Source organism: Arthrobacter sp. HMSC08H08 (assembly GCF_001807575.1).
GTDB lineage: Bacteria > Actinomycetota > Actinomycetes > Actinomycetales > Micrococcaceae > Pseudoglutamicibacter > Pseudoglutamicibacter albus.
Map to the genome: position 1 here is coordinate 67,798 of NZ_KV789402.1, position 12,551 is coordinate 80,348.

Sequence of the window (12,551 nt, forward strand, 5' to 3'; positions counted from 1 at the left end):
TCTATAGATCTAGCCGGTTGCCTCGGTGAGGCAAGCCCGTTCGAGCGCTCGCTGACCAAGCGCTTGAGCTGTAATCCCATTGGTGTGGATGATGCGCTGAACCAATTCCGCGACGTCACGGTTGTGGGGTGCGATCTCGAAAACAGCGACGTTGAGCAGGTCAAGCAACGTCCCGCGGCCAGGACCGTCGTCGTCGCTGTGTTCGTCTGCAGCATGTTTGAGGGCCGCAACGAAAATGCCTTGCTTCGAACCGAAGATCGAATACAGGCTTCCCCTCACCACGCCGGTGGTTTTCACGACCTCGTCGATCGAGGTCGCAGTGAAACCCCGCCTAATGAACAACTCACCCGCCTGCTGCAGGAGAGCCGCCGTATCAAACTCCCGTGGTCTTGCCATAGTTTCAGAATAAGCGTTCTAGAACGAGTGGTCAAGAATGCTCCATGGGTGGATCGAGGTGCGTAGAGGACAGTATTCGCGCCTAAGAGAAACTGGAGAAAGAAGGCCCTCGAAAGCTAGATGTCCGGAGGCGAGTTCTCGGACTAGCTCTTAATTTACTCAGCCCAAAACGGATCCTCGAACCAATCATTAGGCATCCCCATAGCCTCCAGCGGAAGGTTGGGATGTTCGTCTATAAGCGACTTCGGCCTCGATGCCCAGGTGCTGTGAGGAGACAGGGTCAGCAGCAACGACTGGAGTGCCACGAGAACTGGATAGAGTCGAGCGCGTTGTTTCAGGTTATCCACCAGGCGTTCCATCTGCCCCAAGGTGCATCGCTCCATGACAATCCACGACGGAGGGAGAGCTGGCTCGCCATAAGTCAATAGGTAATGTTCAGCAAACGGAGCTTGCGGTCGAAAAAATATAGATTCAAAAGGTCATCAAAGACGATTCCATCCCTGAATTTATCTGAGTCGTGCCGTTTGAATGGGATGGTGTATGGCGATAGACGGTAGAAGCCGATGTTGCGAAGGTGGCGTTCAGCATGTGCTGTGTCGGGAATAAGCAGTCCACGGTCTTGCATAAGCGCAACGAGATCGGGATGGTTCAAGGCTGGTTTGTTATAAACCGCCTGACCCCGATCGCGTGGTTCCTGTTGGCTCATTTACCGCTCCAGTGGGGTAGAAAAAATCCCCCAAGTGCGCTTCCGTGGAGAGGCGTGGGGGATATAGTGCGTCCCAGATTAGCATGAGGTAAGCGTGATTGTCGTGCTTTCACGCCATCCATCGCTGTGAACACGACTCGCTGTTCCCTAGGTTTCGGGGGATCTGTGCAACAGGCTCACCCTGTTGATGCACGACGGCGGAACTCGGGCGACTTCGGTGCAGGCATCACGGACTCCGTCCCGTGAACAAACTTCACGCACGATCAGTGTCCGGAGAACTGGGTCGGGCTTGCTTTAACGTTTCGGCCGGGGGAAGGCCGGCGCTTGTGTGAATGTGTAGTGCGGAGATGAACTCTTGGTAGAGGGTGTCACGACTGAGGAGGTCGCGGTGGGTTCCTGCGTCTCGCACCTGACCGTTTTCGAGGACGATGATCTGGTCTGCATCGAGCACGGTGGATAAGCGGTGTGCGATGGTGACGACCGCGCCTTCCCATGAAGCGGTGGCGATGAGGTTCTGGATGGCCGCTTCGGTAGTCGCGTCGAGCTGGGCGGTAGCCTCATCCAGCAGGAGCACGTTCGGGCGGCGAACCAGGGCTCGTGCGACGGCAAGGCGTTGACGCTCCCCACCGGAGAGACTGGTCTCGGCAACGTTAGTGTCCAGCCCGCCATTGAGGGATCGAATCTTCTGATCGAGGCGTACCGAGGCAAGTGCTTCCCATGCTTCGTCATCGGTGGCGTCGGGCACACGGAAGAGCACGTTGTCACGAACGGTGCCGGGGATCACAGGGGTTTCTTGTTCGACGTAGGCGATGCCTGACCTGACATCATCGATGCTCAAGTGCTCGTACGGGACACCGTTCAGTTCGAGTCGCCCTGAGGTGGGGTCGATGAAACGGAGTAGTAGTGAGAAGACGGTGGTCTTTCCCGCTCCGGACGGGCCGACGAGTGCGATGTGCCCCTTGCGCGGGATGGCGAGAGTAATGTCGCGCAGCGCGGGGGTTTCTGCGTCGGCGTAGCCTGCTGTGACCGCACGGAGCGTAAGCACCGGGGTATCAGGATGGCTCACAGGAGCAGGTGCATCGGCGGGGCGAGCGTGCGTGTCTTCGAGTTCGAGGTGTTCGGTTTCGCGAATGCGTGCGGCGGCGGCGAGGCCACTCTGGAGGGTGGAGAATGCCCCGGCCAGTGAGGTGATCGGGTCAACGATGTTGAAGGCATACATGAGGAATGCGACAAGAGTGGACACGGCAAGCTCGCCGAGCGCGACTCGTCCTGCGCCGAGGCCGAGGATGACGATGATCGCCAGCTGCACCCCGCCGCCCGCGACCGACCACGCCAGTGCCGAGAACCAGACCGATCGGATCGCGTGCCGGGCAGATTCTTCGGCTTTTGCGTTCACCCGTGCGATCTCGCGGTGCTCGGCGCGGCTGGATTTCACGGTACGCAGGGCACGCACCCCGCCCTCCAACGTCGCCCCAAGCTCTCCGATGGCGTCCTGTGCGCGTTTGTCAGCTTTACCGATCTGCGGAACGAGCGCACCGAACAAGACGCCGACCACGATCAGCGCGAGGAGCGTGGCCAGCAGGAGAGGCCAATCGAGGATCGCCATCAACACAATGGTTCCGACCAGGGATACCAGGCCGTTGATGAGTTGCACGAGACTATTCGTCGTCGCCTCCCGCAAAAGTAGCGTGTCGCTGGTGACGCGGGTGACTAGTTCACCGGACCGGAAGCGCTGAATCTGTTCCAGCTTCGCCAGCAAGAACCGACTGACCAGGCCACGGCGAGCATCTAACACGATGCGCTCTGAGAGCCTCCCCAGTAGCACGCTCTGGGCGAGGTTCGCGATGACTCCGACGATCAGGATTAGCACCAGGACCGTGACTGGACCTGTGAGGTCGAGATTAGTGCCGAGCGAGTCGAGCACCCACTTGGTGACCATCGGTGTCGCAAGCGCGATGGCCGTTGCGAACAACCCCAGCAACACACCGATGATGAGGGTTCGAAGATGCGGACGCGAGTACGACCACAGCAGCGCGATACCTTCCCGGAACGGGACCGCAGCGTTGCCCGACTTCGCGTCGTCGATGCCGTTAATCGGAGATTCAGAGACGTTCATGGTGTCTTTCGTGATCATCTTCGAAGCGGGTTAGCGGAACGCCCGGCTAGTGGCGCTGCCGGTCTGGAACAGGTTAAACCAGACCATGAGTTTCTGCAATGGAGGCAGCGGGACACCGACCAGGTGCCGCCATCCTGTGCGCGCGGTCCAGCTCGATCTGCCGCAACTCCAACGTGTCAGCCAGCACCCGTAACGACTCGACCGCCTGCAGCCCCGCCCTCGGGTTAGTGCATGTTCGCCGCGACCACGGCGACCCGTGAAGGCTTCAGAATGTCAAGCTAGGTTGGGCAGAAATGCGCTTGTCCCGACGTCCTGGCGCATCCACCGGAAAGCGGAACGCGGACCCACCACATCAATGCAGTCCCGACACATTACAAACGCGGACCTAGCGGGAGGATTGTCGAAACTTGCCCCGCCGGTGACTCAGATGGTGCGAGCACACCAGTCGATCCGCGCTGAACGGCGCAGGACGCACAGTTGGAGGCGCCATCCGCAGCGGGCGTCGCGAGCATCCGAAGACGTTCTTCAACGAGCGGAAGCCGCCTATGCAGCGGGCGGGTCTCTGAAAGCCGTGGCCCGGCAAGTTGGTCTTGGACATGAGCGACTCTCTCGTTTCCTTCGGGAACGCGGTGTCGTCCTCCGGAACCACTCCCCGTCCAGCAGCGAGATTCGGCTGATGCGTGCCATGTATGACCAAGGGGCTTCCTTGGAGCGTGTGGGTGGTAAGTTCGGATACACGGTCGGGACAGTCCGCAAACACTTACTCATCGCCGGCGTCATGATTCGCGACACGCACGGCCGTTAAGCAGTCCAGAAGGCAGCAGGACCATCGCCAATCCCGAGACACGTGACGCTTTGCCAGTTTCAACCTCACCGCCCAGGTGAGCGCGTGGTTGCATCTCGTGAACCTCGTCGCCAGATAGAAAGCACACCCCAAGGGATGGGTCTATCCTAACGGACTTCGGGCTGTTCGATACGGCTAGGTATCGCCCGGCGTCGGCGCCATTTGAGTCGCGTGCGCCCGGTCGTGCCAGGAAACGCCGGTGCGGCGCGTGATAGCGTCGAGCACATGGACACGTTGACTCTGCCCGCCCTGTGTGCGCTCGAGCGTCAGGGATGGGATGCGCTGTGCAATCAGACCGGCTCGTCTTTCTACGGATCTCTGATGACCAAAGACGCCGTCATGGTCCTCGTGAATGGCTTCACGATGGACAGGGACACCGTGGTCGCGTCCCTCGACCAGGCGCCGGCATGGGACAGCTACACGATCAGCGACGAGCGGATCGTCCGCGTAGGAGCGGAAGCGGCAGCGCTGGTGTACCGGGCCACAGCTCAGCGCGCGGGCGAAGAGCCCTTCGAGGCGACCATGACCAGCGTGTACGTCAGATCGGCCGACGGCCCTCGTCTCGCGCTCTACACCCAGACGACAGCAACGCACTGATCTGACACTGAACGCGAGCAAGTCCGAGCCGTACACAGCCAGTCTCGCCCTGCTGGGAGGATAAAGACGATGCCCCACCCAGCGCCATAGGCATCCCTCGTCGCTAGACGGGAAGCACACCCCAGCAGTTGCGTTGTTCCTCCCTCGATCTAATGGCGTTCAGCAGTCCCGGTTGAGTCGCGGTGCCTCTGGGTGACTACCACGCGGGCAGTTCACCGCGGCGGGGCGCATCTTCTTCGGTGACCGAGTCAGCATCCTCCAGTGGGTTGGCCTGCTCATCGCTCTGGTTGGCGTCGCCTTGAGCGTGGGAGGCATCAGCGCAGCGGGGGTGGGAGGCGTGGGCCTGGTGGTAGTGAGCCTGCTGGGACTGTCCATGGCCTCATTGCTGGAACGCTCGTGGAAGCCCCAGGTGCCCGTGGTGACCAGCCTGACCGTGCAAGTGAGCGTTGCGGCCGTGATCTTCAGCGGCATAGCCCTCCTGACCGACGGGCTCGCAGTGCAGGTCACGGGGGTACTGGTGCTGGCAATCAGCTGGCTGGTTCTCCTGTCTGGCCTCGGCGGCTACGCCACGTTCATCTGGTGCCTACGCCAGGTGGGAGCCACCAGGACCAGCACTCTGCTCTACCTGACTGCACCGGTCACAATGCTGTGGGCGTGGTCCTTCTTCGGCCAGCAGCCCTCGCTCCTGCAGTGGATTGGGCTTGCGGTCGTCCTGGGTGGCGTCGGCCTCGCGACCAGACGCACCAACCACCGTGAGGAAGACACGGCCTGACCGCCGGCCCTTCGTCGACGCCGAGACCAGGCTGCGCGTCCAAACCAACCTCGACGCCAACAACGCCCGCGGCGAACGACCCCAGAAGTACGACCACTACCTCAAAGGCGTCCTGTGGTGCGCCGGCGGAGCCAAGCTCATGATCGAAGGCCCTCGCGAACATGAACTGCTCCCCACTAGTCGGTAACTGATTTCTCAGTCCAACTAATGGGAAGCAGTTCAGTGGAACGATGTCCCGACACATTACAGTCCACAGCAAGTACTTGTAGCCATCACCCGCATCGACATCGTCAGCCAAACCACCCCTCACCTGGCCGTCACACAGGTGAGCCGGAGCCTCCTAACCTCGATCTGCAAGAGGCCTGGCAGCTCCAGATGGTGGCTACAGCTGGCTGAGATCAGGGTGCTCAGAGGCGCCTGTACGGAGCAGGATCACGAGCGGTAGAGCGTGGCGACCTGATCGATGTGGTCCAGGAGCTTGGCTTTGATGTCGTCGGGGGCTTCGATGCGCACGTCCGAGCCGAGGCGTAGCAGGACGGTGACCGCATGCAGGTCGTCCATGAACTCCAGGCGCACGGGCCGCCACCCCTCACCCGGTGGGCTCCCGGACGCATCCATCGGCTTGGTGCGGATACTCCACTCGCGCGCGTCGTCCCACCGCGCGGCCAGGAGCCAGGCATCAACACTCACAGGAGTGAACTGGTCGAGAAACCGGCCGCGGTGCTCTCGCCATGCTTGGGCCACATCCAGGTCAGGTCCGGAGCATGGTTCAGCCAACGGGGCGGCGTGCTCGATACGGACTGCCTTGAAGAACCGCACCGTTCCCTCGGTGCTGGCGCATAGATACCAGTCGCTGCCGGCCGACACCAGACCATGTGGCTCCACGATCAGCTCTTGTGCACGTGTGGCTTGGCGTGAGCGATAGGTCAGCTGCAACCGCTGACGGGCGAACACGCAGGCTTCGAGGATTGCGAATGCCTCCCCAGGTTGCAACGCATCAGGTTGCGGCAACCAGCCCTGAGGATCAATCACGATCCGCGACGCAACCTCCAGGCTCTGGTTACGATGGGCGTCGGGAACCGCAGCCAGCAGCTTACGTAGCCCCGAGGCGAACGCGTCACCCAAGCCAATCGAATCAGGGCCCCACGATGAGATCGCGGAGAACAACGCGCGGCTCTCGTCCTCAGATAGCGCTGTGACATCGGTGCGGTAGCCCGGCATCAGGCGGACACCGCCGTGGGGGCCGCGCTCGCAGTACACCGGCACCCCGGCAGCCGAAAGTGCCTCCACATCCCGCAGCACGGTACGACGCGACACCTCCAGGCGCTGCGCCAACTCTGCCGTCGAAAGCCCGCCATGGGTACGCAGCAGCCAGATCATCGACAACAACCGATCCGCTCGCATGCCCCAATACTCGCACAGATACATGACAGAAGATGTCACCTATCACCCGTAGCTTCGTAAAAGCGTAACGACAAAATCGTCCCCAAAAGGGGCGCTCGCAGAGAGAGAAGCTATGACCGCCTTCGCACCCACTAGCGTGATCCTCTACGTCACCGACGTCGAGGCCAGCACCATCTTCTACCGTCAAGCCCTGAATAAGGAGCCCATCGAGACCTTCAAAGACTTCGCAGTGTTCGCCCTCACCGACAATGTCATCATCGGTCTGCAGACCCGCGACCAGATCGACCCCGCCGCCACCGGCGCACCAGGCAGCGTCGAACTATCCATGAGCTACGCCACCCACGATGATGTCGACCAGCTTTACCACGATTGGACAACCCTCGGCTTTCCGATCGCGCTGGAACCCACCACCCTGGAGTTCGGCTATACGTTCGTCGCCACTGACCCCGACGGGCACCGCCTCCGCGTCTGTGCCACCGACCCCACTAATCTTTAGGGGTCTTGCGGGCATTCCCTCGCCTCGCCCTCAAAGCGCACCCGGCTTGGAGGGCGAGGCGAGGAGAGCGCTGATTCCGTCGGCAAGGATCTCCTGCGGGCTGATGTGGTGCTGCGCGTGGAGTCGCGCGTAGGTCGGAGCTTGCTCAGGGTCGATGGTGACATGCTTCTCGTCAGGCGCCATCGGAGCAGTTAGAGCGGAACCGATCACCAAATTGGATAGTCGGTAGGCAGTGCCGAGCGGGTCCGGGGTGCCTGTTTGTTCGAGTAGGACGCACATTCGCTCAGAAAGGGCCAGGTACGCCGGGCCCCTGGGAGCGCGCATACCGATGACCCGACCGGCCCACCGGTGGGCTGTGAGGTGCGCGAAGAAGGCCTGCATCAGGGCAGGCAGGTCAGCGTTACGGATCGAGTCGGACATGACCGGATCGTCTTCAAGCGCTGTGTCGAGGGCGAGGTCGAACAGATCGTCGACGGATTCGACGCGGGAGTACAGGCTGGCTGGAGCGACACCCACTTGTTGCGCCACAGATCGCAGGGTGAGGGCCCTCAACCCGCCTTCGTCCAGTAACCCTACCGATGCCCTCGCAACCTCCCCGATGTCCACTGCGCGGAGACGTTGCACAGGTTTGCGGTGTTCCCAGTAGCTCACCCCACCAGCCTAACCAAACACGCTTCAGTTAGCTACCCATTCTATGTTAGGTTTAGCGCATGCTGGATGCCACCACCCTCCCGATCACCTTTGAGAACACTCGCCTACGCCCCCTCTCTGAGCTGGACGCAGACGCGTATGCAGCCGGAACCAAGGACGAAGCTGTGCGGTGCTTCGGCCACCTGCCCGAGTCCGACTACACCCCCGAGTCCGTGCGACGGATGATCCGTGACGAGGTTGCTGAGGGTCTGTCGTCCGGCACGCTGGCAGTCCTCGCACTTGCCGACGCCGAGACGGACCGGTTTGTGGGCTCCATGGTGCTCTTCGACGTCAGCTCCGAGGCTGTCGAGGTCGGGTTCTGGATTCATCCCGATGCGCGGGGAGCAGGGCACGCTCGTCGGGGCCTGGAGTTGGCATCGCGCTTCGCACGCAACAGTGGACTGCGAACCTTGACAGCACGCACGCTCCTGGAGAACAAGGCCTCCCAGCGGTGCTTGACGAACGCAGGGTTTCATGAGGTCGAGCGAGCCGTCGGGATCACGCCCGCAGGGCAGTGCGAGGAACTATTCCATTACCGGCGCGACCTCAAGCCCACCGCCCAGTGGCCGTTGGCGACGGAGCGGCTTCGGCTCCGTCACTATAACGCCGACGATGCCGAATGGCTTCACGAGCTGTACTCGCGACCCGACGTTGCTCGCTATCTGCCGGGCGAGCCATGGACTGTAGAAGTCACCCGTGACAAGCTCACCGAACGCCTAGCGAAGACTGATATCGATGGTGAGAGTGGGGCGCTTGCGCTGGTCATCGAGCATGACGGCGTCGCGATCGGGAGTGTCACGCTGTGGCTCACCGATAGTGAGCACCGGCAAGGCGAGATCGGGTGGGTCCTCGACCCGGCGTACGGTGGGGAAGGGTTCGCCAGCGAAGCCGTCCGAGCAGTACTCGCCCTCGGGTTTGACCACTACCGGCTCCATCGCATCACCGCGCAGATGGATGCCCGCAACAGCGCCTCGGCAGCACTGGCTCGTCGTGTCGGGCTCCGGCTCGAAGCACATCACGTCCAGGGCTGGTTCAGCAAGGGCGAATGGACCGACACCCTCGTTTATGCGCGGCTGGCTTCTGAAGACGCGCTTCAATGACGAAGAGTCGGACTTTCGTCCGCCTTGGTCGCACCCAAAAAGCGGAACGATGACCCGACACATCAAAGCCCCAGAGCATAAAAAAGTCTCGGGACATCGTGTGAACGATGTCCCGACACATTACAAACGTGGAGGTAAGGGTGTCTGGTTTCACGACATCGTTCACCCCACACCACTCCAACCCACCCACAGATCTCTCACGACATCCTTCCAAGCATGTGTCACGACATCGTTCACCCATGTGTCACGACATCGTTCCCACCAGGGTGGGGTGTGGTGGGCATGCTGAGGTATGACATACACACGCAACAGAGCGATCGTGCTAGCAATCACTGACGGCGGGATGAGCGTCAAAGACGTAGCCACACATTTTGGTGTCAGTACCCGTTGGATCAGGACCTTGCTCAAACGCTTCCGTATCGGCGGGCTTGAGGCACTCCACCCACATTCCAAACGCCCGCACACCAACCCCAACCAGACACCAGAAGAGGTACGCGAAACCATCCTCGCCCTACGCCACCAACTCCTTCGAGACGGCCTAGACGCTGGTGCTGAAACCATCTATGACCTGCTACCAGAGAAGACTCGCCCCTCAACCAGCACCATCTTCCGGATCTTGAAAACAGCCGGGACAATCCAACCCCAACCACAAAAACGGCCCCGCTCCTCATGGCAACGATTCCAAGCACCCGCCCCCAACAGCCTGTGGCAATCCGACTTCACACACTGGCCGCTAGCCGATGGCACCGACACCGAAATCATCTCCTGGCTCGATGACCACTCCCGCTACCTCACCCACATCAGCGTCCACCCCAGAATCACCGGCCGCATCGTGGTCAACACCTTCCTAGAAGCCACCGAGACACACGGACTCCCAGCAGCAACCCTGACCGATAACGGACTCGTTTACACCACACGCCTAGCCGGAGGACGCACCACCAATAAACAACCCAACCCCTTCGAACAACTCCTCACCGACCTCAGCATCGAACAAAAGAACGGCCGCCCCGGAAAACCCACCACCCAAGGAAAAATCGAACGCTTCCACCGCACCCTGAAAACATGGCTCAAAGCCCAACCACCAGCCCAAACCCACCAAGACCTACAACAACAACTCCACGACTTCCAAACCCTCTATAACACCCAACGAAAACACCGAGCCATCGACAGACGAACACCCCACCAGGCCTACACCGCCACACCCAAAGACCAACCCACCACCACACTCGGCAACAGCTGCTGGCGAGTCCGTTACGACCGCGTAGACAGCCACGGCAAAATCACCCTCCGCTACGCCGGAAAACTACGCCACCTCGGCATCGGCCACGCCCACAACCGACAACGCATCATCCTGCTCGTCAACGGCCCCGAAGCCCTCGCCATCAACAAAACGACCGGTGAAATCATTGGCGCCTACACCATCGACCCCACCAAAAAACGGAACGATGTCCTGACACATCCACCAAAAAAGCGGAACGATGACCCGACACATCAAAGCCCCAGAGCATAAAAAATGTCGGGACATCGTGTGAACGATGTCCCGACCACATTACAACGTGGAGGTAAGGGGATTCGAACCCCTGACCTTCTCCATGCCATGGAGACGCGCTACCAACTGCGCCATACCCCCGCAAAGCAGAAGCCACAATAATTCACTTATAGTTCCTGCGCTGTCCGCTCTGTCCGCAGGTCCTCACTGGACCGCGCCGCGGCGAACAGATGAAACCATACCACGCCCGATAGGCGAACCCAAACCGAACCCAAACCCGGCCCGAAACGAGCTCGCGCCCCACCTGCTCCTAATCCAAACTCAACCCGAAAACACATCCGTTTGACGCCGGAGCGCAACACTCGCCGCGCAGCCGTCATCGCGCCATAGAATGGTGTGCGAATGAGCCGAAGTATCCGTTAAACCTAGGGGAGAGGCGTATGTCTGAACGTCAAGAATCGTCAGATGAATACACAGCAGACTCGAACGATGCTGTGACCGGCGAAATCCCCGTCGTCCCCACCCCCGAAAACCCAGACGGCGCCAAAACAGAAGACGCCGAACCTGCGGACACCCAAACTGAAGCCCCGCAACCCAAAGCCCCGCAACCCAAAGGCGCAACGGACGATGCGGCAGGCGCCTCCACCTCCGCCGCGCAGGAAGAGCCACGTGACACCGCCACCGACGCCGACGCGGACGAGTTCAAGCCAGCCCGCAGCATCGGCGTGATCCCGCTGGATGATGCCGGCAAACCCAAAGAAGAGTTCTCTGCCTCCGCCGGTAAGGCCCGCAAGTGGGGCGAAGACCAACAAGCCGGTATGCCTCGGTTCATCAAGGTGACGCTCGGGCTCGCCGCCACCTGCATCATCCTCATGTTCGTGCGCGATCTGCAAGACATCATCGCGCCGGTCTTCCTGGGCCTGAACCTCATGATCGTGGTGTACCCAGTCCAGAAATTCCTGCAACGCTGGGTCCCACCGTTCGTGGGTGCGATGGTCTCGCTCTTGCTGGTGCTTGTGATCCTGGTGCTGTTCGTGTGGCTCATCGTGTGGTCGCTACTCGCGTTGATTCAACTCATGCCGTCCTATAACGAACAGTTCGTTGAAGCGTGGCAATGGATCCAGAAGACCGCGCTCGAACTCAACCTGGACTTCAGCGAAATCACCAAGTCACTGCAATCCATCCAGCCGAACGACGTCATGTCGCTGCTGGCGCCACTGTTCTCCAACGTCTCCTCAATCCTCGCGCTACTGACCACCCTGGTGATCGCGACCCTGTTCCTCGCGATGGACTCCGCTGGCCTGCATGCCCGCCAGCAGCTGCTGCGCATCACCAAGCCGCGCGCGCTCATCGTCACCAACGACTTCGCCTACGGCGTGCGCCGCTACTGGCTCGTCACCACCGTGTTCGGCCTCATCGTCGCGATCGCCGACGTCGGCGCGCTCTGGCTGCTCGGCATCCCGCTGGTGTGGGTATGGGGCATCCTCTCCTTCATCACCAACTACATCCCCAACGTCGGGTTCTTCATCGGCCTCATCCCACCCGCACTGCTGGCTTTCCTCGAGAAAGGCTGGGGTTCGGCCGTTGCGGTGATCGTCGCGTACTCGGTCCTGAACTTCGTGATCCAATCGATCATCCAACCGAAGTTCGCCGGCGAATCCGTGGGCGTCACCCCAACCGTGTCCTTCCTGTCCCTGCTGTTCTGGGTCTGGGTCCTCGGCCCACTCGGAGCCCTGCTCGCACTGCCGGCAACGCTGTTGCTGAAATCCTTCCTCATCGATTCCGACCCGAACGCGCGATGGCTCAACACCTTCATCGCGGTCCCAGCGGATTCTGCGCTCCCTGAGGATGAGCAGCCGATGCCGCTATCGGAACGCAAAGCCCGCGCCTGGAGGGAACGCAAAGCCATCCTCCGCGGCTAGCCCGAGCGCATCTGCGCTC

At 61.0% G+C, this 12,551-nt stretch carries 13 protein-coding genes and 1 tRNA gene; 8 read left to right on the top strand and 6 right to left on the bottom strand.

Annotated features, from left to right (window positions below; translation table 11 throughout):
* Positions 1–9 precede the first annotated feature (9 nt).
* The 3 genes from HMPREF3175_RS07730 to HMPREF3175_RS07745 all read right to left on the bottom strand — a co-directional run bounded on the left by HMPREF3175_RS07730 (position 10) and on the right by HMPREF3175_RS07745 (position 3,218).
* Entirely contained in the window at positions 10–396 is a 387-nt protein-coding gene (locus HMPREF3175_RS07730) for a TetR/AcrR family transcriptional regulator (RefSeq protein ID WP_070491658.1), read from the bottom strand.
* 421 nt (positions 397–817) lie between these two features.
* The gene (locus tag HMPREF3175_RS10535) at positions 818–1,102 is read right to left on the bottom strand and encodes an Abi family protein (RefSeq protein WP_070491662.1); all 285 of its coding nucleotides are present in this window, start codon (positions 1,100–1,102) and stop codon (positions 818–820) included.
* A gap of 253 nt (positions 1,103–1,355) precedes the next feature.
* Entirely contained in the window at positions 1,356–3,218 is a 1,863-nt protein-coding gene (locus tag HMPREF3175_RS07745) for an ABC transporter ATP-binding protein (RefSeq protein ID WP_083289508.1), read from the bottom strand.
* A 676-nt stretch (positions 3,219–3,894) separates the two neighbouring features.
* On the opposite strand from HMPREF3175_RS07745, the gene HMPREF3175_RS10540 reads away from it, so the two are divergent.
* The 4 genes from HMPREF3175_RS10540 (at position 3,895) to HMPREF3175_RS07760 (ending at position 5,618) form a co-directional block, all read left to right on the top strand.
* Positions 3,895–4,023, top strand: a complete 129-nt coding sequence (locus HMPREF3175_RS10540; protein ID WP_256276331.1) for a hypothetical protein — start codon at positions 3,895–3,897, stop codon at positions 4,021–4,023.
* 264 nt (positions 4,024–4,287) lie between these two features.
* The gene (locus HMPREF3175_RS07750) at positions 4,288–4,659 is read left to right on the top strand and encodes a nuclear transport factor 2 family protein (RefSeq protein WP_070491664.1); all 372 of its coding nucleotides are present in this window, start codon (positions 4,288–4,290) and stop codon (positions 4,657–4,659) included.
* A gap of 352 nt (positions 4,660–5,011) precedes the next feature.
* Positions 5,012–5,431, top strand: a complete 420-nt coding sequence (locus HMPREF3175_RS07755; protein WP_338110365.1) for a DMT family transporter — start codon at positions 5,012–5,014, stop codon at positions 5,429–5,431.
* On the top strand, positions 5,412–5,618 hold the full coding sequence (locus HMPREF3175_RS07760) for a hypothetical protein (protein WP_070491666.1): 207 nt from the start codon (positions 5,412–5,414) through the stop codon (positions 5,616–5,618). Before HMPREF3175_RS07755 ends, HMPREF3175_RS07760 begins: the two co-directional genes overlap by 20 nt.
* A 245-nt stretch (positions 5,619–5,863) precedes the next feature.
* Here HMPREF3175_RS07760 and HMPREF3175_RS07765 read toward each other — a convergent pair whose 3' ends face one another.
* On the bottom strand, positions 5,864–6,835 hold the full coding sequence (locus HMPREF3175_RS07765; RefSeq protein WP_070491753.1) for a helix-turn-helix transcriptional regulator: 972 nt from the start codon (positions 6,833–6,835) through the stop codon (positions 5,864–5,866).
* A 112-nt stretch (positions 6,836–6,947) separates the two neighbouring features.
* Here HMPREF3175_RS07765 and HMPREF3175_RS07770 point away from each other — a divergent pair, with 112 nt between their 5' ends.
* Complete coding sequence (locus HMPREF3175_RS07770) at positions 6,948–7,331, top strand: VOC family protein (protein WP_070491669.1); 384 nt, start codon at positions 6,948–6,950, stop codon at positions 7,329–7,331.
* Positions 7,332–7,361: 30 nt separating this feature from the next.
* On the opposite strand, the gene HMPREF3175_RS07775 is transcribed toward HMPREF3175_RS07770, so the two are convergent.
* Positions 7,362–7,982, bottom strand: coding sequence for a TetR/AcrR family transcriptional regulator (locus HMPREF3175_RS07775; protein WP_256276332.1), 621 nt, complete (start codon positions 7,980–7,982; stop codon positions 7,362–7,364).
* Positions 7,983–8,041: 59 nt separating this feature from the next.
* Here HMPREF3175_RS07775 and HMPREF3175_RS07780 point away from each other — a divergent pair, with 59 nt between their 5' ends.
* Positions 8,042–9,121, top strand: a complete 1,080-nt coding sequence (locus HMPREF3175_RS07780; RefSeq protein ID WP_070491671.1) for a GNAT family N-acetyltransferase — start codon at positions 8,042–8,044, stop codon at positions 9,119–9,121.
* A gap of 319 nt (positions 9,122–9,440) precedes the next feature.
* The gene (locus HMPREF3175_RS07785; RefSeq protein WP_256276333.1) at positions 9,441–10,631 is read left to right on the top strand and encodes an IS481 family transposase; all 1,191 of its coding nucleotides are present in this window, start codon (positions 9,441–9,443) and stop codon (positions 10,629–10,631) included.
* A 47-nt stretch (positions 10,632–10,678) separates the two neighbouring features.
* Here the strand turns inward: HMPREF3175_RS07785 and HMPREF3175_RS07790 are convergent.
* Positions 10,679–10,751, bottom strand: a tRNA-Ala gene (locus tag HMPREF3175_RS07790).
* Between the two features lie 299 nt (positions 10,752–11,050).
* Here HMPREF3175_RS07790 and HMPREF3175_RS07795 point away from each other — a divergent pair.
* The gene (locus HMPREF3175_RS07795) at positions 11,051–12,532 is read left to right on the top strand and encodes an AI-2E family transporter (protein ID WP_070491674.1); all 1,482 of its coding nucleotides are present in this window, start codon (positions 11,051–11,053) and stop codon (positions 12,530–12,532) included.
* Positions 12,533–12,551 lie beyond the last annotated feature (19 nt).

What these genes read in the sequence shown, in the direction of transcription:
- HMPREF3175_RS07730 (WP_070491658.1), bottom strand. Translation starts at nt 396, where the DNA reads ATGGCAAGACCACGGGAGTTTGATACGGCGGCTCTCCTGCAGCAGGCG.
- HMPREF3175_RS10535 (WP_070491662.1), bottom strand. Translation starts at nt 1,102, where the DNA reads ATGAGCCAACAGGAACCACGCGATCGGGGTCAGGCGGTTTATAACAAA.
- HMPREF3175_RS07745 (WP_083289508.1), bottom strand. Translation starts at nt 3,218, where the DNA reads ATGAACGTCTCTGAATCTCCGATTAACGGCATCGACGACGCGAAGTCG.
- HMPREF3175_RS10540 (WP_256276331.1), top strand. Translation starts at nt 3,895, where the DNA reads ATGCGTGCCATGTATGACCAAGGGGCTTCCTTGGAGCGTGTGGGTGGT.
- HMPREF3175_RS07750 (WP_070491664.1), top strand. Translation starts at nt 4,288, where the DNA reads ATGGACACGTTGACTCTGCCCGCCCTGTGTGCGCTCGAGCGTCAGGGA.
- HMPREF3175_RS07765 (WP_070491753.1), bottom strand. Translation starts at nt 6,835, where the DNA reads ATGCGAGCGGATCGGTTGTTGTCGATGATCTGGCTGCTGCGTACCCAT.
- HMPREF3175_RS07770 (WP_070491669.1), top strand. Translation starts at nt 6,948, where the DNA reads ATGACCGCCTTCGCACCCACTAGCGTGATCCTCTACGTCACCGACGTC.
- HMPREF3175_RS07780 (WP_070491671.1), top strand. Translation starts at nt 8,042, where the DNA reads ATGCTGGATGCCACCACCCTCCCGATCACCTTTGAGAACACTCGCCTA.
- HMPREF3175_RS07795 (WP_070491674.1), top strand. Translation starts at nt 11,051, where the DNA reads ATGTCTGAACGTCAAGAATCGTCAGATGAATACACAGCAGACTCGAAC.